Source organism: Kiloniellales bacterium (assembly GCA_030066685.1).
Classification (GTDB): Bacteria; Pseudomonadota; Alphaproteobacteria; order Kiloniellales; family JAKSBE01; genus JAKSBE01.
Map to the genome: position 1 here is coordinate 15803 of JASJBF010000018.1, position 14471 is coordinate 30273.

The following is a 14471-nucleotide window of genomic DNA, read 5'->3' on the forward strand; positions in this document are numbered from 1 at the left end:
TACATCTAATGATGTAACCCGTTCTTAATCTGTCTTTGCCAAAGTTTCATACCCCATAGGGGCGTTGGTTAATACCGGGCAGCGGCGGCGATCGCGCCCCCTGCGGCCTTCCCGACCTTGGCTAGAGCGGCATGGACGATCTACTCAGCGAGTTTCTGACCGAGACGAACGAAAGCCTTGCCGTTCTCGACGTCGAGCTCATCAAGCTGGAGCAGACCCCCAACGATCCGGAGCTGCTCAGCAACATCTTCCGCCTGATGCACACGATCAAGGGCACCTGCGGCTTCCTCGGCCTGCCCAGGCTGGAGGCGGTCGCCCATGCCGGCGAGAACGTGCTCGGCAAGGTGCGCGACGGGGAGCTCACGGTGTCGGCGGAGATCGTCACCCTGATCCTCGAATGCCTGGACCGGATCCGGGGCATCCTGGGCGCTCTAGAGGAGACCGAGGCCGAGCCGGCGGGCGACGATGCCGCGCTGATCGCTCGCCTGGACGCGGTCTTCAACGGCACCGCGTCACCGAGCGGGGACGCTGGGGCCGCTGCGCCCGCTGAAGCGCCGGCGGTCGAGGCCGAGGAACCGGAGCCCGCGGCCGAAGCCGGTCCGGCGCCGGAATCGCCCCAGGATGAGACTCCGGAGGCTCCGGCCGAGATGGCGCCATCCCTGGCGGAGGCGCCCGTGGCCGTGGCGCCGCCACCGGGCGCGGCCGAGGCACAGGAGGCGCCCAAGGAGTCGGCGGTCGCCAACCAGTCGATCCGGGTCAACGTCGAGCTGCTGGAAGACCTCATGACCCTGGTCTCCGAGCTGGTCCTGACCCGCAATCAGCTGCTCCAGATCCTGCGCGCGCAGCGCGAGAGCGAGTTCACCGCGCCCTTGCAGCGGCTCAATCACGTCGTCTCCGAGCTTCAGGAAAGCGTGATGAAGACCCGCATGCAGCCGATCGGCAACGCCTGGGCCAAGCTGCCCCGTATCGTCCGCGACCTGGCGCACGAGCTGGACAAGAAGATCGAGCTGGTGATGAAAGGCGCCGAGACCGAGCTGGACCGCCAGGTGCTCGAGCTGATCAAGGACCCGCTGACCCACATGGTCCGCAACTCGGCCGATCACGGCCTGGAAGAGACCAGGGCCCGGAAGAGGGCCGGCAAGCCGGAAACCGGCACCATCCTGCTCAACGCCTACCACGAAGGCGGCCACATCATCATCGAGATCGCCGACGACGGCCGTGGCCTTTCGACCGATAAGATCAAGAAGAAGGTGCTGGAGAAGGGCCTAGTGCCCGAGGCCCAGCTGGCCGCGATGTCGGACCAGCAGGTCCAGCAGCAGATCTTCAAGCCCGGCTTCTCGACCGCCGAGCAGGTGACCGCGGTCTCGGGCCGCGGCGTCGGCATGGACGTGGTGCGGACCAACATCGAGCGCATCGGCGGCACGATCGAGCTGACCTCGACCGAAGGCCAGGGAACGAAGTTCACCATCAAGATCCCGCTGACCCTGGCCATCGTCTCGGCGTTGATCGTCGAGTGTGGCGGGGAGCGCTTCGCGGTGCCGCAGCTTTCGGTGATCGAGCTGGTCCGCGCCTCCAACAAGAGCGACCACATCATCGAGCAGATCAACGAGACGCCGGTGCTGCGGCTGCGCAACCGGCTGCTGCCGCTGGTCAACCTGCGCCAGCTGCTCGGGCTGGAGCCGAAGGGCGACGGGCCGGCGCCGGGAGAGGACGCCTCCAACGTCGTCTCGATCGAGGAGCGCCGGAACCAGGACGATGCCTTCATCATCGTCTCCCAGGTCGGGGCCTACGCCTTCGGCATCATCGTCGACCGGGTCTTCGACACCGAGGAGATCGTGGTCAAGCCGGTGGCCCCGATCCTGCGGGACATCCCGCTCTATTCCGGCAACACCATCCTCGGCGACGGCAGCGTCGTCATGATCCTGGATCCCAACGGCATCGCGACCGCGACCGGCGAGATGTCGGTCGGCGAGGACCTCGCCGCCGAGACCGAGCGCCTCACCGAGCTGGCCCACGAGAAGGTCGCCATGCTGGTGTTCCGGGCCGTCGACGCCTCGCCCAAGGCGGTGCCCCTGGCGCTGATCGCCAGGCTCGAGGAGGTCGACCTGGGCACGGTCGAGCGCTCCGGCGGGCGCACGCTGGTCCAGTACCGGGGTCACCTCATGCCCCTGGTGCAGATGCGCGGGGCCGAGCCGCTGCCGGACTCCGGCCGCAAGCCGGTGCTGGTCTTCACCGACCGGGACCGGACCATGGGCCTGGTCGTGGACGAGATCGTCGACATCGTCGAGGACCGCATGGAGGTCGAGCTCTCCTCGGAACGCGCTGGTTTCATCGGCAGCGCGCTGATCGCCGGGGCGGCGACCGACGTGATCGACACCAGCCACTACCTGACCCAGGCCTTCGACGACTGGTTCGGCTCCGAGGCGACGGAGGCCTTCGGCAGCGAGGGCCAGGGCCGGCAGATCCTGCTGGTCGACGACAGCCCCTTCTTCCGCAACCTGCTCTCGCCGCTGCTCTCGGTGGCCGGCTACCAGGTGACCGCGGTCGAAAGCGCCGATGCGGCGCTCGCCCTGCTCGACGCCGGGGACGGCTTCGACGCGATCATCTCGGACATCGAGATGCCGGGGATGGACGGCTTCCAGTTCGCCCAGAGCCTGCGCCAGGACCAGCGCTTCTGCGGCATCCCGCTGGTCGCCCTGTCGTCCCACGCGACGCCGGCGGACCTGGCGCGCGGCCGTCAGGTCGGGTTCCGCGACTACGTGGCGAAGTTCGACCGGGATGCCTTGCTGGCCGCGCTGCAGGACACCCTGGCCGAGACGCGAGGTGCCGCATGAGCCACAGCGACGCAAAGCCCGCCGCGACGGAGACCGCCGGCTTCGGCCACAGCGAGGACTTCGTGTCCTTCACCATCGCCGGCCAGCTCTTCGGGATCCCGGTCCTGAAGGTCCAGGACGTGCTGGCGAGCTACAAGATCACCCGCATTCCCCTGGCGCCCGCCGAGATCATGGGGCAGCTCAACCTGCGCGGACGGGTGGTGACCGCGATCGACATCCGCCGGCGCATCGGCCTGCCGCCGCGCGACAGCGACGACAAGGGCATGAGCATCGTGGTCGAGAACGACAACGAGCTCTACAGCCTGGTGGTCGACAGCGTCGGCGAGGTGCTGAGCTTGAGCTCGAACGCCTTCGAGCCCAGTCCGCCGACGCTGGACCCGAGCTTTCGCACCTACGCCACCGGCGTGTACCGCCTCGATCACGGCCTGCTGGTCGTCCTGGACGTCGCCAGCCTGCTCAGCTTCGGCGGCATCGCTGTGGCCGCCGCCTAGGACGGGGTGCCGGGCGGACATCGTAACTTGGCAGCGGAACCGGGATCGCACGACACAGTGGAAAGCGAGATGAAGCGAGTGAAGCCTGAAGGAAGCAGTCGCGGAGAGAGGCAATGAGATCCTGTCTGATCGTCGACGATTCGAAGGTCGTCCGCATGGTGGCGCGAAAGATCCTCGAGGGCCTGAACTTCGAGATCTACGAGGCCGAGGACGGGCAGAAGGCGATGGAGGCCTGCCGCCGCTGCATGCCCGACGCGGTGCTGCTGGACTGGAACATGCCGGTGATGAACGGGCTGGATTTCCTCAAGGAGCTGCGCGCGATGGGCGGCGACAAGCAACCGATCGTCGTGTTCTGCACCACCGAGAACGACATGAGCCACATCCAGCAGGCCATGACCGCCGGTGCCAACGAATACATCATGAAACCCTTCGACACCGAGATCATCGAATCGAAGTTCGTCCAGGTGGGGCTCATTTGATGACAGCGACCACAGGGGCAGCGGGCGCGAGCGGGCCGTACCGGGTGATGGTCGTCGAAGACGCCACCGTCATCCGGGCCATGCTCAACCGCACCCTGGAGCAGGACCCGCAGATCGAGGTCGTCACCTCGGTGATCAACGGCGAGATGGCGGTCTCGGCGCTGCAGCGCGATCCGGAGATCGACGTCATCCTGCTGGACATCGACATGCCGGTGATGGACGGCCTGACCGCCCTGCCCAAGCTCCTGGCGGTCAAGCCCGAGGCCAAGGTGATCATGAACTCCACCCTGACCCGGGCCAACGCCGACATCAGCCTGCGGGCCCTGGCCATGGGGGCCGCCGACTACCTCACCAAGCCGAGCTCCAGCCAGGAGCTGCGCTCGGCCGAGGCCTTCTCCCGGGAGCTGACCGAGAAGGTCAAGGCCCTGGGCGCCGCCGCCCGCGGCCAGGCCCCGGCGCCGGTCACCGGGCCGAGTACGAGCACCGCCAGGCCGGCGGCGGCCATCAGCCTGCGCGGCGGGCCGGCGCAGCAGCCCTCGGCCCTCGCCATCGGCAGCTCGACGGGCGGGCCCCAGGCGCTTTTCAAGGTCCTCGGCGGCTTCGCGCCGCCGCCGCCGCAGCCGATCTTCATCACCCAGCACATGCCGCCGACCTTCACCACCCTGCTGGCCGAGCATATCGGCCGGCAGACCGGGCTGGCCTGCCACGAGCCGGACGACGGCGAGGCCGTGGTCGGGGGGCGGGTCTACCTGGCGCCCGGCGATCGCCACATGCTGGTCGAGTCCGGCACCGGAAGCGCCGTGATTCGGCTTTCCGACGGCCCGCAGGAGAACTTCTGCCGGCCGGCCGTCGACCCGATGCTGCGCAGCCTGGCCGAGGTCTACGGCTCCCGCCTTCTGGTCGCGATCCTGACCGGCATGGGCACGGACGGCCGCGAGGGCGGGCGCAGCGTGGTCGAGGCCGGCGGCGCGGTCATCGCCCAGGACGAAGAAAGCTCCGTGGTCTGGGGCATGCCGGGCGCCGTCGCGACGGCCGGTCTGTGCAGCGCCGTCCTGCCGCTGGCCGAGATCGCCCCCTACATCTGCAAGGTCGCCATGAGGTCTGCGGCATGAACATCGACGACTTCAACCTGGTCGCAAAGATCCTCAAGGATCGATCTGGCCTCGTACTCGGCTCCGACAAGGCATACCTGCTCGAGAGCCGTCTGAACCCGGTTGCCCGCAAGTACGATCTTGCCGGGGTCGACGACCTCGTGGCGCTGATCCGCAAGGGCGGCGACGAGAAGCTTCTGGTCGATATCACCGAGGCGATGACGACCAACGAATCCTTCTTCTTCCGCGATCAGAAGCCCTTCGACCAGTTCCGCGACCTGGTGCTGCCCTACATGCTGGACCACCGCAGCCAGGCCAAGAAGCTGAGCATCTGGTGCGCGGCCTGCTCGAGCGGCCAGGAGCCCTACAGCCTCGCCATGCTGCTTGACGAGCAGGCGGCCCAACTGGCGGGCTGGTCTATCGAGATCCTGGCCACGGACCTCTCGCTGGAGATCCTGGCCAAGGCCAAGGAAGGGGTCTATTCGCAGTTCGAGGTCCAGCGCGGCCTGCCGGTGCAGTTCCTGATGAAGCACTTCAAGCAGGACGGCGAGCGCTGGCAGATCAGCGACGAGATCCGCAACATGGTCAGATTCAAGCCGCACAACCTGCTCGAGGCCCCGCAGGGCCTGCACCAGGTCGACGTGGTGTTCTGCCGCAACGTGCTGATCTACTTCGACGCCGACACCAAGACAAGGGTCCTGGACCTGATCGCCGGGGCCATGTCCGAGGACGGCTTCCTGTTCCTCGGCGGCGCGGAGACCGTATTGGGTGTGTCGGAGCGCTTCCAGCTGATTCCCGGCCAGCGCGGCGTCTACGGCCTGACCGCCGGCACCGGCAGCCTGGCGACCGGGACCGCCGCCTGAGTCACGGCGCCACCCCGGGTCGATCGCTGCGCCAGCCATGGTTGCAACGTCCGGCAGCAAGCTTTGAAGACGGAGGAAGGAAGACGGCCGGCGCCCGAAGGTGCCGGCCGTCGTCTTTGTGCCCTGGTCGAGGGTCTCGGGCAGGGGCCCGGGCGGGCCCGCCCGCGGGCTCAGCCGCTGGCCGCCTTGCGCGGCTCCTCGGACTTGCCCCCGTCGTCGACGGGATCCCGCAGCACGTAGCCGCGGCCCCAGACGGTCTCGATGTAGTTGTCGCCGCCGGTCGCCGCCGCCAGCTTCTTGCGCAGCTTGCAGACGAAGACGTCGATGATCTTGAGCTCCGGCTCGTCGAGCCCGCCGTAGAGATGATTGAGGAACATCTCCTTGGTCAGCGTCGTCCCCTTGCGCAGGGACAGGAGCTCGAGGATGCCGTACTCCTTGCCGGTCAGGTGCAGGGGCTGGCCCTCCACCTCGACCGTGCGCGTGTCCAGATTGACCGTCAATTTGCCGGTCTTGATGATCGAGTCCGAATGGCCCTTGGAGCGCCGAACGATCGCCTGGATGCGGGCGATCAGCTCGCGCTTGTCGAAGGGCTTGGTCAGGTAGTCGTCGGCGCCGACGCCGAGACCCTTGATCTTGTCGTCCAGGTCGCTGAGACCCGACAGGATCAGGATCGGCGTCTTGACTCGTGCGGCGCGCAACCGGCGCAGGACCTCGTAACCGTCGATATCCGGAAGCATGAGATCGAGTATGATGATGTCGTAGTCATACAGCTTGCCGATCTCTAACCCGTCTTCTCCCAGATCTGTGCAGTCGCAGATGTAGCCCTCCGACTGCAGCATCAGCTGGATCCCCTGCGCGGTCGCGCTATCGTCTTCAACAAGCAGAATTCGCATGTTCCCTATCCGATTGCGTCAACCCCGAGACACCCCATGTCTCGTTAACCATTTTGCTCCAGGTTTCTTAACAAACCCTTACGCGGCGTATCTTTTACCGAACCTTAAAGTGGGCCAGGCAAGACTGGATCGGGCCGAGGCGGCCCGATTCGGCGGGATGCTATCACAGTTTTAACCATAAGACACAAGTCCGGAGCAGGGGTTTGGGGCTGGCGCTGCGCAACCTGATCGACGACCTCGGGCAGCTTCCCGAGGTCCGCTACCACGGCCGCGTGGCCGGGGTGGTCGGCATGCTGGTCGAGGTCGCCGGGCTGGGCCAGCTCGCCGCCGTCGGCAACCGCTGCCGGATCGAGCTGCGCGACGGCCGGCCGCTGGACTGCGAGATCGTCGGGCTGCGCGGCGACCGCGCGCTGGCCTTGCCCTTCGGCGCCCTGGAGGGGGTCGGGCTGGGCTGCAAGGCCGAGCTGGTCGCCGAGACGGCGGCGCTGAGGCCGACCGAAGCCTGGCTGGGCCGGGTCGTCAACGGCCTGGGGGAACCCATCGACGGCAAGGGGCCGCTGCCGACAGGACCGCGGGCCTGGCCGCTGCGGGCCGCGCCGCCGCCGGCCCACGACCGGGCCCGGGTCGAGGGCAAGCTCGACCTCGGCCTGCGCGCCATCAACACCTTCCTGACCTGTTGCCGCGGCCAGCGGATGGGGATCTTCTCCGGCTCCGGCGTTGGGAAATCGGTCCTGTTGTCCATGCTGGCGCGATATACCGCATCGGACGTCAACGTCATCGGCCTGATCGGTGAGCGCGGACGCGAGGTCCAGGAGTGGCTGGCCGAGGACCTGGGGCCCGAGGGCCTTAAGCGTTCGGTCGTGGTGGTCGCGACCTCGGACGAGCCGCCGCTGCAGCGCCGCCAGGCCGCCTACACCACCCTGGCCCTAGCCGAGTACTTCCGCGACCAGGGCCACGACGTGCTCTGCCTGGTCGATTCCGTAACCCGCTTCGCCATGGCCCTGCGCGAAATCGGCCTCTCGGCGGGCGAGCCGCCGGCAACCAAAGGTTACACCCCCTCGGTCTTCGCCGAGCTGCCCAAGTTGCTGGAGCGCGCCGGGCCGGGGCTCGGCGCCGGCTCGATCACCGGGCTGTTCACGGTCCTGGTCGAGGGCGACGATCACAACGAGCCGATCTCCGATGCGGTCCGCGGCATCCTGGACGGCCACATCGTTCTGGAGCGCGGCATCGCCGAACGCGGCCGCTACCCGCCGATCAACGTGCTGCGCAGCGTCTCGCGGACCCTGCCGGCCTGCAACAGCGACGCGGAGAACGCCCTGATCGGGCGCGCCCGGGCGCTCCTGGCAACCTACGAGAACATGGCCGAGCTGATCCGGATCGGCGCCTACAAGCGCGGCAGCGATCCCGGGATCGACGAGGCGATCCGCTACAACGCAGCCCTGGAGGCCTTCCTGGCGCAGGACAAGGCCGAGGCCAGCAGCCTGGCCGAGGGCTACCGGCAGTTGGCCGAGGCCCTGGGCGACCCGTCGCCGGATCCCGGGACAGGCGGTTAAGGACATGACCCAAGGGGGCATTTCGTCATGACGGCACTCACGCAACTGGTCCGCCTGCAGCGCTGGACTCTGGACGAGAAGCGCCAGAAGCTGGCCGAGCTCGAACGCCTGGCGACGCGCCTGAACCAGGAGCTGGAAACCCTTGAGGACTCCCTGGAGACCGAGAAGCCCGTCGCCGGCGAGGGCCTGGAGGAGACTCGGGCGATGACCAACTACGCGGCCGCCGTGGCCGAGCGGCGCCGGACCTGCCTGCAATCGATCGCCGGCGTCCAGGCCGAGATCGAGGCCGCCCGCGCCGAGATCGAAGAGGTCTTCCAGGAGCTGAAGCGCTACGAGCAGGGCCTGCGCAGCCAGCAGGAGCGCGAGGCCAAGAAGCGCGCGCGGCGCGAGCAGGCGACCCTGGACGAGGTCGGCCTCACCGCCGCCGTCCGCCGCCGCCAGGCCCGCTGACGGGGCAGTTCATCCAATATACTAAGTCAAGTTAGTTAATTAAAACAACAGACTAACGGCTATTCTTACTTCTTGACTCTAAGTTGCCGGGCCTGCGGTTCGCGCCTTGAGCTGCGGCTGCGGGTTAGACAACGACGCCGGCCTCGGCGCCGGCCGTCATGGCGTCCAGGGGCAGGGGCGCCCAGTCCGCAGAGGCCTGGAAGACCAGCTGGCCGCTGTAGCCGGTGGCGGCGCCGGCCGCCTCGTAGATCTCGGCGATGTCGCGGCGCAAGGGCTCCGGCAGGGGCGCGCGGCTGCGCAGGATCAGGTCGAAGCGCCGGCCCTGGATCAGGCCGTCGAGCTGGAGCTCGCCGAGCCGGCTGAAGGCGACCTCGACGACGAAGCGGGTCGCCCGCCCGGGGGCGGCCGGGCCGTCCTCCTCCCGCTCGTCGGTCTCGGGGCCGCGGACGAAGAGGCGCACCTGGCTCAGCGCGCCGCCGTCGAAGACCGGAACCAGGTAGCCGCGCCACTCGCCCGGCGCCGGCTCGGCGGCCAGGCGGCTCATCCGGGCGAAATCCTGCTTCAGGCGGGCGACCAGGTCGCCGCGGCCGGCCCGCTCCAGGGCCTGGGCGGTGGCGCCGGAGAGCCAGGCGCCGAGGTCGCCGCCGCGCAGGGCCGCCAGGAAGAACAGCAGGGTCGAGGCGAAGCGCGGCCCGGGTCGGGGCAGGGCGTGGGACCCGAGGGTCATGCCCGCCGGCTGCAGGTCGCCGGGCTGGAGGATGCGCAGGGCCTCCTCCAGGGCCGGCCAGCCGCGGGCCAGGCCGCTGTCCCGCACGGAGGCTTCCGGGGCCTCCGCGGCGGTCTGGGGCCCGGCCGCCGGCGTCAGCTCCAGGACCAGGCGGGTGCCCGGCGGCAGGGCGGTCTGCACCGCCAGACGCAGGTTCCCCTGGGCGGTCTCGATGGTCGCGCCCTGGCTGCCGGGCGCCGCGGCGACCAGGCCCTCCAGGCGCAGCGGCTGGCCCTGGGCTCCCATGGCGACGGCCGGCGCCCCAGGGCCCCCCGTCGAGGACTGGGACGTCTCCTGCGCGATGAGGGCCGCCGCGGCGCCTGAGGGGGCGGCAGGGCCCGCGGTGGTGGCGCCCGGCCCGGCCGAAGGGGCGGTCACCGAGATCAGCCTGACCAGGACCTCGCCGCCGGCTGGCAGGGCCGCGGCCGGCCCGCTGCCGGCGCTGTTCGCCGGAGTCCGACCCTGCGCCGCCGCAGGCTCCAGGACCGCCCGGATCAGACGGCCGCTGGCGACGTCCTCGTCGCTCAGGGTCGCGGGCGCCGCCGGAGCGGCGGTGGTGGCCGGCACGCGCCCCTGGGGCGCCTCCTGGGGGCCGCCCTGGCCGCCCTGGTGGCGCGGCGCGTTCTTGCCCGCCTCGACATTCAGGATCACCACATGGAGCTCGGTCCCGGCGATCCGGACCTGGAGGGTCACCTGGCTGCCCTGGGCGAGCTGGGCCTTGGTCTGGAGCGGCAGGACGCCGGACTCGGTCTTGACCAGGATCTGGCCCTTGGCGTCGGTCCCGATCACCGTGCCCCGGACGATGCTGCCGGTCGCCAGCGCCGCGGTCGCCGGGGGCGGGTGGGTGATGGTCGCGTGGACCCCGCTGCTCGCCTTGGGGGCGGCGCTGGTGGTGAAGCGCGGCGGTGGGAAGAAGACGTCGCTCATCCGCTGCCATCCTGGCCGGGCACCGGAACCAGATTGCGGGCCAGGGCCTCGACGTCGGCCGCGGCCTCGCAGTTGGGATGGCGGGTCAGGAACGGCTCCTGGCTGCGGATCGCGTCCTTGACCTTGGGATCGCGGCGGACGACGCCGGCCAGGGGCGGCTCCGCCTTTAGGAAGGAGCCGCAGGCCTTGCGCAGGGTGGCGTAGGTCCGCTCGCCCTCGGCCTGGGAGGCGGCCATGTTGACCACGACCCGCAGGTCGGCCTTCGGATCCTGCTTGAGCGCCAGCTTGATGAAGGCGTAGGCGTCGGTCAGCGCGGTCGGCTCGTCGCTGGTCACCACCAGGCACGTGGCGCAGCGCGCCGCGAGATAGCGCACCGTGGCGTCGACGCCGGCGCCGAGGTCCAGGACCACCCGGTCGTAGTCCGGCGCCAGGCTCAGCAGCTGCTGGGCCAGGGCGGTCAGCCCGGGGGCGGAGAGGGCTGCCAGGCTGCCCGAGCCGGAGCGCCCGGCGATGACCTCGAAGCCGGTCGCGGCGACCCGCTGGGCGGTGTCGCGCAGCGCCAAGCCGCCGCCCAGCGCGGCACCCAGGTCCTGCTCGGGCTGCAGGCCGAGCTGGATGTCGACGTTGGCCAGGCCCAGGTCGCCGTCGAACAGCAGAGCCCGCTGTCCGGCCTTCGCCAGGGCGTGGGCCAGGGTGATCGACAGCCAGGTCTTGCCGACCCCGCCCTTGCCCGAGGCGACGGCGATCAGGTTGCGGCCGACCGGGGCCTGCAGGGGGAGCACCTTGGCAGAACTGGGGGCGGGTGTGGAGGCAGGGGTCATCGGGCGGCTCTGAGCGGTTCGGTGATCTTGGGATTGTCGATGGGCACGACGCCCTCGGGCAGCAGCAGGCGGGCCAGCCAGACCGGGTTGATCGGCACCAGGCCGCCGGCGATCTGGGGCGCGATCCCGGCCGCCGAGAACAGGCAGCCGCCGAGGAAGGCGCCGGCCAGCACGCCGCCCAGGCGGCGCGCCGCGTCGAGCTTGGTGGCGATGATCCGGAGCTGGCCGAGCTCGGCGAAGGCCTGAGCCGCCTCGGCCGACTCCAGGGCGTCGCCGCCGGCCGGCAGGACCAGGACAGGCTGGGCGCCGGAGGCCTCAAGGGCGGCCCTCAGGCCCTCCAGGTCCAGCGGTACGAAGGCGTTGGCGCCCGCGGTGTCGATGATCATCAGCCGGTCCTTGTCCACCGCCGCCACGCAGCGCGCCAGGGCTTCCGGGTCGGCGGCCTCCAGAAGGCGGGCCTTCAGCGCGCCGGCGTAGATCGAGATCTGGTCCCGGCCGCCGGCCTTGGCGACGTCCATGGTGATGAAGGTCGTCTCCCGGCCGGCCAGCTTGGCCAGGGCGCAGAGCTTGGCGGCGCTGGAGGTCTTGCCGCCGCCCGGCGGCCCGAGCAGCAACAGCGGCCGGGCCTCGGTCTCGGCGGCGAAGGGCTTGAAGCCGAACTCGGCGTCCAGGGCGCCGGCCAGGCCGAGGACGGCGTCCTCGGCGGCGATGGTCGCCGCAGCGGCCAGGATCCGGTCGGCCAGGCCCTGGGGCACGCGGTGGAAGGACAGGGCCGCGGCCAGGGTGTCGACGGTCGCAAGGGCCGCGGGTTCGGGGCCGGCCTCCGGGGCGTCGTCCAGGGCGGCGGTGACCCGGACCCGGCCGTCGGGCTCGTCCTCGACGGTCGAGAGGATCACGGCGTCGGGCCCAAAGTGGTCCCGGACCGCTTGCATGGCCGCCGAAAGACTGGCCCCTGTGAAGCTCTTCAGCCGCATCGCTCGGACACTTCGTTCCCGCCGGTCAAATCTGCCCCAGGGTCTTGATCTTCATCCGGGGATGGATCTCGTTCTGCGACATGACCACGGTGCTGGGCCGGAAGCGCTCGACGATGGAGCGCACGAAGGGCCGGATCGCCGGCCCGGTCAGCAGCACCGGGGTCTCGCCCTGCTTGGCGTAGTCCTCGAAGCTGTCGCGCACCTTGGCGATGAAGCCCTGCAGGCGCGACGGCGCCATCGCCAGCTGCCGGTCCTCGCCCTCGCCGACCAGGGAGTCCGCGAAGGCCTGCTCCCAGTCCGGCGACAGCGTGACCAGGGGAATGAAGCCGTTCTCGTTGACGTTGTCGTTGCAGAGCTGGCGGGCCAGGCGGCCGCGCACGTGCTCGGTGATCTGGGTGATCGAGCGGGTGAAGCCGCAGGCCTCGGAGATGCCCTCCAGGATGGTCGGCAGGTCGCGGATCGAGACCCGCTCGTTCAGCAGGCTCTGCAGCACTCGCTGCACGCCGCCGACCGAGATCTGGGCCGGGATCAGGTCGGCGATCAGCTTCTGGTGCGCGGCGCCCTGCTCGTCGAGCAGCTTCTGGGTCTCGGTGTAGGACAGCAGCTCCGACATGTTCTCCTTGACCAGCTCGGTCAGGTGGGTGGTGATCACGGTCGCCGGATCGACCACGGTGTAGCCGCGGAACAGGGCCTCCTCGCGGGCGCCGCCGTCGATCCACTTGGCCGGCAGGCCGAAGGTCGGCTCGCGGGTGTTCTCGCCCGGGAGGGTGATCTCGCCGCCGCGCGGGTCCATGACCAGCAGCATGTTGGGCCTGAGGTCGCCGCGCCCGGCCTCGATCTCCTTGATCCGCAGGACGTAGGCATTGGCCGCGAGCTGCAGGTTGTCCTGGATCCGCACCGATGGCAGGACGAAGCCCATTTCGTTGGCCAGCTGGCGGCGCAGGGCCTTGATCTGCTCGGTCAGGCGCTTGTTCGACTCGCCGTTGATCAGCTGCAGCAGACCGTAGCCCAGCTCCAGGCGGATGTGGTCGATCTGCAGGGCGCTGGAGATCGGCTCCTCGGCGACCGGGACCGCCTCCGCGGCCAGGCGCTCCTGCTCGGCCTCGGCCGCCTCGGCCGCCGCCTTGCGCCGGGTCACACCCCAGGCCAGGCCGCCCGCGACCAGGGCCAGGGCGAGGAAGGGCAGGAAGGGGATGCCCGGCAGCAGGGCCAGGGCCAGCATCAGGAAGGACGACAGGCCGAGCGCCTGGGGATAGCCGCCGAGCTGGCCGAAGAGCACCTTGTTGGCCGGGCCGCTCATCGCCGACTTGGAGACCAGCAGGCCGGCGGCGGTCGAGACGATCAGGGCCGGGATCTGGGTGACCAGCCCGTCGCCGACGGTCAGCACGGTGTAGCTGTGCCCGGCTTCCAGGAAGCCCAGGTCCTGCTGGCCGACGCCGATGATGATGCCGCCGACGATGTTGATCAGGGTGATCAGCAGGCCGGCGATGGCGTCGCCGCGGACGAACTTGGCGGCGCCGTCCATCGAGCCGTAGAAGTTGCTCTCGTCCTCCAGGGTCTTGCGCCGGGTGCGGGCCTCGTCCTCGTCGATCAGGCCCGAGGAGAGGTCGGCGTCGATCGCCATCTGCTTGCCCGGCATGGCGTCCAGGCTGAAGCGCGCCGAGACCTCGGCGATGCGGCCGGAACCTTTGGTGATGACGACGAAGTTCACGATCACCAGGATGCCGAAGACGATGATCCCGATGACGAAGTTGCCGCTCATCACGAAGCTGCCGAAGGCCTCGATCACCTTGCCGGCGGCGTCGGGTCCGCTGTGGCCGTTGGCCAGGATCAGCCGGGTCGAGGCGAGGTTGAGCGCCAGGCGCAGCATGGTCGCAATCAGCAGGACCGTTGGGAAGGAGCTGAAGTCCAGCGGCCGGTTGATGAACAGCACGGTCATCAGGATCAGGACCGAGAAGGTCATCGAGATCGCCAGGCTGATGTCCAGCAGCCAGCCGGGCATGGGCAGGATCAGCACCACCAGGATGCAGACGATGCCGAGGGCGAGCGCGATCTCGCCGCGCCGCAGCGCGCTATTGAGCTGGCCCAGGATGTCTCCCGGGGCCGGGCCCCCGCCCTGCTGCTGGCTGGCGTCCGTCATGCCGTCACCGCCAAGCCGCGGCCATTGGCGCCTGAACCTTCAGACGCCGGTGAGTCCCCCCCACCCCGACCCTCCCCCACCAGGGGGGAGGGGGTATTGCAGCGGCGGGATCCAGTCTCCCTCCCCCCTGGTGGGGGAGGGTCGGGGTGGGGGGGATGGCGGCCATTGACCAGTCCTTACAACCAGGCA

General features: G+C 69.7%; 12 protein-coding genes. 7 read left to right on the forward strand and 5 right to left on the reverse strand.

Annotated elements, in window-relative coordinates; translation table 11 throughout:
* Positions 1–131: 131 nt before the first annotated feature.
* From QNJ30_11510 to QNJ30_11530, 5 genes are all read left to right on the forward strand, one after another.
* The gene (locus QNJ30_11510) at positions 132–2834 is read left to right on the forward strand and encodes a chemotaxis protein CheW (protein ID MDJ0944087.1); all 2703 of its coding nucleotides are present in this window, start codon (positions 132–134) and stop codon (positions 2832–2834) included.
* A complete protein-coding gene (locus QNJ30_11515; protein ID MDJ0944088.1) occupies positions 2831–3325 on the forward strand; it encodes a chemotaxis protein CheW in 495 nt (164 codons plus the stop codon). The genes QNJ30_11510 and QNJ30_11515 overlap by 4 nt, the downstream gene beginning before the upstream one ends.
* Positions 3326–3438: 113 nt before the next feature.
* Entirely contained in the window at positions 3439–3804 is a 366-nt protein-coding gene (locus tag QNJ30_11520) for a response regulator (GenBank protein MDJ0944089.1), read from the forward strand.
* Positions 3804–4916: a chemotaxis response regulator protein-glutamate methylesterase gene (locus QNJ30_11525; protein ID MDJ0944090.1), complete on the forward strand. Its 1113-nt coding sequence runs from the start codon at positions 3804–3806 to the stop codon at positions 4914–4916. Before QNJ30_11520 ends, QNJ30_11525 begins: the two co-directional genes overlap by 1 nt.
* Complete coding sequence (locus QNJ30_11530) at positions 4913–5758, forward strand: protein-glutamate O-methyltransferase CheR (GenBank protein MDJ0944091.1); 846 nt, start codon at positions 4913–4915, stop codon at positions 5756–5758. Before QNJ30_11525 ends, QNJ30_11530 begins: the two co-directional genes overlap by 4 nt.
* Before the next feature lie 170 nt (positions 5759–5928).
* Here the strand turns inward: QNJ30_11530 and QNJ30_11535 are convergent, their stop codons facing one another.
* Positions 5929–6651, reverse strand: a complete 723-nt coding sequence (locus QNJ30_11535) for a response regulator transcription factor (protein MDJ0944092.1) — start codon at positions 6649–6651, stop codon at positions 5929–5931.
* Positions 6652–6854: 203 nt separating this feature from the next.
* Between QNJ30_11535 and fliI the strand changes: the two genes are divergently transcribed.
* Both fliI and QNJ30_11545 read left to right on the forward strand, forming a co-directional pair.
* Complete coding sequence (gene fliI / locus QNJ30_11540; protein MDJ0944093.1) at positions 6855–8204, forward strand: flagellar protein export ATPase FliI; 1350 nt, start codon at positions 6855–6857, stop codon at positions 8202–8204.
* 27 nt (positions 8205–8231) lie between these two features.
* Positions 8232–8654: a flagellar FliJ family protein gene (locus QNJ30_11545; protein ID MDJ0944094.1), complete on the forward strand. Its 423-nt coding sequence runs from the start codon at positions 8232–8234 to the stop codon at positions 8652–8654.
* 124 nt (positions 8655–8778) lie between these two features.
* Here the strand turns inward: QNJ30_11545 and QNJ30_11550 are convergent, their stop codons facing one another.
* Genes QNJ30_11550 through flhA form a run of 4 tightly spaced genes read right to left on the reverse strand, consistent with a single transcriptional unit; the run spans position 8779 to position 14282 of the window.
* Positions 8779–10347, reverse strand: a complete 1569-nt coding sequence (locus tag QNJ30_11550; protein ID MDJ0944095.1) for a hypothetical protein — start codon at positions 10345–10347, stop codon at positions 8779–8781.
* A complete protein-coding gene (locus tag QNJ30_11555; protein MDJ0944096.1) occupies positions 10344–11168 on the reverse strand; it encodes a MinD/ParA family protein in 825 nt (274 codons plus the stop codon). Before QNJ30_11555 ends, QNJ30_11550 begins: the two co-directional genes overlap by 4 nt.
* Complete coding sequence (locus QNJ30_11560; protein MDJ0944097.1) at positions 11165–12142, reverse strand: GTPase; 978 nt, start codon at positions 12140–12142, stop codon at positions 11165–11167. The genes QNJ30_11555 and QNJ30_11560 overlap by 4 nt, the downstream gene beginning before the upstream one ends.
* A 25-nt stretch (positions 12143–12167) precedes the next feature.
* Positions 12168–14282, reverse strand: a complete 2115-nt coding sequence (flhA, locus tag QNJ30_11565) for a flagellar biosynthesis protein FlhA (protein ID MDJ0944098.1) — start codon at positions 14280–14282, stop codon at positions 12168–12170.
* Positions 14283–14471 lie beyond the last annotated feature (189 nt).